Origin of the sequence: Brevibacterium iodinum ATCC 49514 (genome assembly GCF_900169265.1) — a bacterium.
Taxonomy (GTDB): domain Bacteria; phylum Actinomycetota; class Actinomycetes; order Actinomycetales; family Brevibacteriaceae; genus Brevibacterium; species Brevibacterium iodinum.
In genome coordinates, this window is sequence record NZ_FXYX01000052.1 from 1 (window position 1) to 2,261 (window position 2,261).

At 59.8% G+C, this 2,261-nt stretch carries 2 protein-coding genes; both read left to right on the forward strand.

The annotated features are described in order from the left end of the window. Positions 1 to 761 precede the first annotated feature (761 nt). On the forward strand, positions 762 to 1,079 hold the full coding sequence (locus BI49514_RS17145) for a HipA N-terminal domain-containing protein (RefSeq protein WP_101547463.1): 318 nt from the start codon (positions 762 to 764) through the stop codon (positions 1,077 to 1,079). Positions 1,080 to 1,369: 290 nt separating this feature from the next. Next, positions 1,370 to 1,996: a type II toxin-antitoxin system HipA family toxin gene (locus BI49514_RS16135; protein ID WP_167444011.1), complete on the forward strand. Its 627-nt coding sequence runs from the start codon at positions 1,370 to 1,372 to the stop codon at positions 1,994 to 1,996. The last annotated feature ends 265 nt before the right edge of the window (positions 1,997 to 2,261 follow it).

The following is a 2,261-nucleotide window of genomic DNA, read 5'->3' on the forward strand; positions in this document are numbered from 1 at the left end:
AAGCCCATTCGCGCTGATGGTACTGCAACTTGGTGGTTGTGGGAGAGTAAGTGACTGCCGCAATATTTTTTGAAGGTGATGGCCTCGTCCAACTGTGTTGGGTGGGGCCATTACTGTATTCACGAACCGGTGTGTTGTTTGTTTCACGTGTGGGTGTGATAGCCGGTGCTTGTTGCTACCTGGCGGCGGCGCAGCTACCTGGCGCCAGGTTGCTGCGCCGCCATCAGGTAGCAAATGGTCTTGTGCGACTCTCAGTGGGGGCCGGGCGAGGCCATTCGTGTATTCTCCGGATCGTCGCCGGCAACTGAGAATGGTGTTCTCGCAGACGTGCAGAGATCTTGTGGAGTCCATCCGGACAGCAGCCGGCCACCGATCCGTCCGAAATCGGCATTGCAGGTTGATCTAATGGCGCGTATTCCAGTCGCTAATGCATCGTATGGTGTTGATTGCACTCATAAGGAGGACAAATGATCGTCACTCGACAGGTGGATCGCCGTCTCACCGAGAACGGATCCTCGATTCGTCGGTGGCGACTCATGCAGTCGCTCAAGGCCGTCTAAGTCGCGGAGCGTGCTGGCATCTCACGATCGACGCTCCAGAAAGTCGAGGGGACTGATGCAGGGGTACCAATCGGCGCAGTGATGTCGGTTATGCAGGCACTGGGGCAGCTCGACCACGTGTCTGCCTCGTTCGATCCCTTGAGCACCGATGTCGGCAGACTGCGTTCTGCTGAAACGCTTCCGGACAGGATTCGTCGATGAGTGAGCAGATCCGGGTTGAGATGGACCACGGCGGGACGTCGGTATTCGTCGGTACTGCGTATTTCCACATCGCACGGGCCTATCTCGACGACGTTCAAATACTCCGATGAGTATGTGGAAGCTCGATGGGCCTATTCCATCTACCCAGAGCTCCCACTGTCGACGGTCCCGTTCAGCGTACCCGGTCTGCCGGAAGCATTCGCCGACTGTTCTCCTGACCGATGGGGTCGCACTCTCGTGGCGAAGGAGCATCGGCGGCAGGTCGCCGACGGCGTCGTCCGTGACCGCCGTCTGTCAGGCATCGACTTCCTGCTCTGAGTCAGCGATCGCACTCGACAGGGAGCTCTGCGGTTTCGTCGTGCTGCCGACGAAGACTTCCTCAGCCCCTCGAGCCGTGTACCGAAACTGCTGTCACTGCCAGAACTGCAGCAGGCTGCCGACGGGCCGCGGAAGGGTCGGGCACGTCTGTGAAGCGCCTTCTTGACGCTGGGACAGGTTCTCTGGGAGGAGCGCGGCCCAAGGCATCTGAGGCGGACGATGAGGGACGGCTGTCAATTGCGAAGTTCTCCCGACCCGGCGACGATCGAGACGTCATCGTGTGAGAGAGCCTGGCACTCGAACTTGCCCGTACGGCCGGAATCGACACCACTGAATCTCGGTTGCTGAGTATCGACGAGAGATCCGTGCTCCTTCTGCAGAGATTCGATCGCACGGCTGACCGGCGGATCGGATATGTGAGTGCGATGACAGCAACCAGGCATCGAGACGGAGAAGCCGGCGACTATCTCGGTATCGTCGAAGCTATCGAAGACCACAGCCGGCGCTGGCGCAGCGACTGTGCTGAACTGTTTCGCCGAGTGGCATTCTCAGTTGCACTGCACAATACGGATGATCATTTGCGTAACCATGACTTCATACGGGCTGGCGCGGGATGGCAGCTGAGCCCGGCTTTCGATATCAACCCGGAACCGGAACCCGCGGTCGAACGGCCGACAGCGATCAATGGCGTCGTGTCTGCGGAGACCGAAGCCGAGGCGCTGCTCGAATTCGCCTCTCTATGCCATCTGTCGAAGCCGACCGCAGTGTCTGTGCTCAATGAGGTCGTGAGCGCAGTCGAGGGGTGGAAGTCGCGGGCTGTAGAACGTGGGATCCGACGGGCAGAGATCACCGGGGTGGGTGCCGTCATCGACGAGCAGCTCGCACGCCTGCGCAAAGCTATCCGCCCGGGCAGCTGAATCGCGCGGCATTCGGGCTCGGTTGGTGCGAGGGCTGGGGAGGGGCCGGCCTCTCTGCAAGAGGACATGGTTGAGCACTGCACGGTGTGTGGTGGGTGTCACGTGGAGAAAGTCGGTTTTGGATTTGCACGGTGCCTCTGGGGTGGTCTAGAGTTATATCTCGTTGCCCCGCCGGAAACACGGTCACTGAGACAAAGTTTCCACCGGGTCTGACCAGGACAAACACGGTTTGATCCAAGGGTCAGGGCACCGGGTGGGTAACACA